We start from the raw sequence: 841 nt of genomic DNA, 5'->3' as shown, positions 1-841 counted from the left end.
CGGCGATCCGGCCGGAGGCGCCGAGCCCGCTCAGCGCCTCCGGCCGGATCGCCGTGGTCGCCTGGTCGATGCGGCTGGTGCTCGGGTCGCCGACGGGGCGGACGAACGTCGTCGCCTGCTCGGGCTTCGGACCGTCACCAACGGGACGGGCAAATGTCGTTGCTTGGTCGGGCTTCGGGCCGTCGTCAGCGGACCGCGAGAAGGTCGTGGCCTGCTCCGGCCTGCCGACCGGCCGGACGAACGTGGTCGACTGGTCGGGCTTCGGCGCGTCACCGCCCGGGCGGGTGAACGTCGTTGCCTGGTCGGGCTTCGGGCCGTCGTCAGCGGACCGCGAGAAGGCTGTCACCTGCTCCGACCTGCTCGGGTCGCCAACCGGGCGCGCGAACGTCGTCGACTGGTCGGGACGAGGGCCGTCGCCAACGGGCCGTGCCGTCTGCTCCGGGCCGTTCAGACGCGAGAAAGTCGTTGCCTGGTCAGGATTCGGGCCATCCCCAACGGGCCGCGCGAAGGTGGTCGCCTGCTCCGGCTTCGGGTTCGGCCGCGTGTCGCCGACGGGGTGGGCCTGCTCGTCCTCGGAACGCGGGGCCGACTCCTGGGGCTTCTCGGCTTCGGGCTTCGGAGCGGAAGGAAGCTGTTGGAAGACAACGGTTTCGGTCTGGTCCGAAACGTTCTGGAACAGGGCGGCGCCGGAGACCGACGGCCTCGCGGACTCCGGCTTGTCCGCCTCGGGCTGCGGACGGCGCACCGGGCCGCTGTCGTGCTGCTGTGGCTGCGGCTGGGGTTCCCTGCGCACAGGGCCGCTGTCGTGGCGCTGTGGCTGGGCCTGCTGCGGCTGCTCGCG

At 72.5% G+C, this 841-nt stretch carries 1 protein-coding gene; it reads right to left on the bottom strand.

Translation table 11 applies throughout. The features are described 5' to 3' along the window. Nucleotides 1-841: hypothetical protein (locus tag CCN37_RS40595; protein ID WP_168201060.1), on the bottom strand; the 841-nt coding region annotated here is incomplete at both ends.

This window comes from Allokutzneria sp. NRRL B-24872, from assembly GCF_002155965.1.
Classification (GTDB): domain Bacteria; phylum Actinomycetota; class Actinomycetes; order Mycobacteriales; family Pseudonocardiaceae; genus Allokutzneria.
Note: the sequence above shows the minus strand (reverse complement) of the source record. Positions and strands in the feature narration are given on the sequence as shown.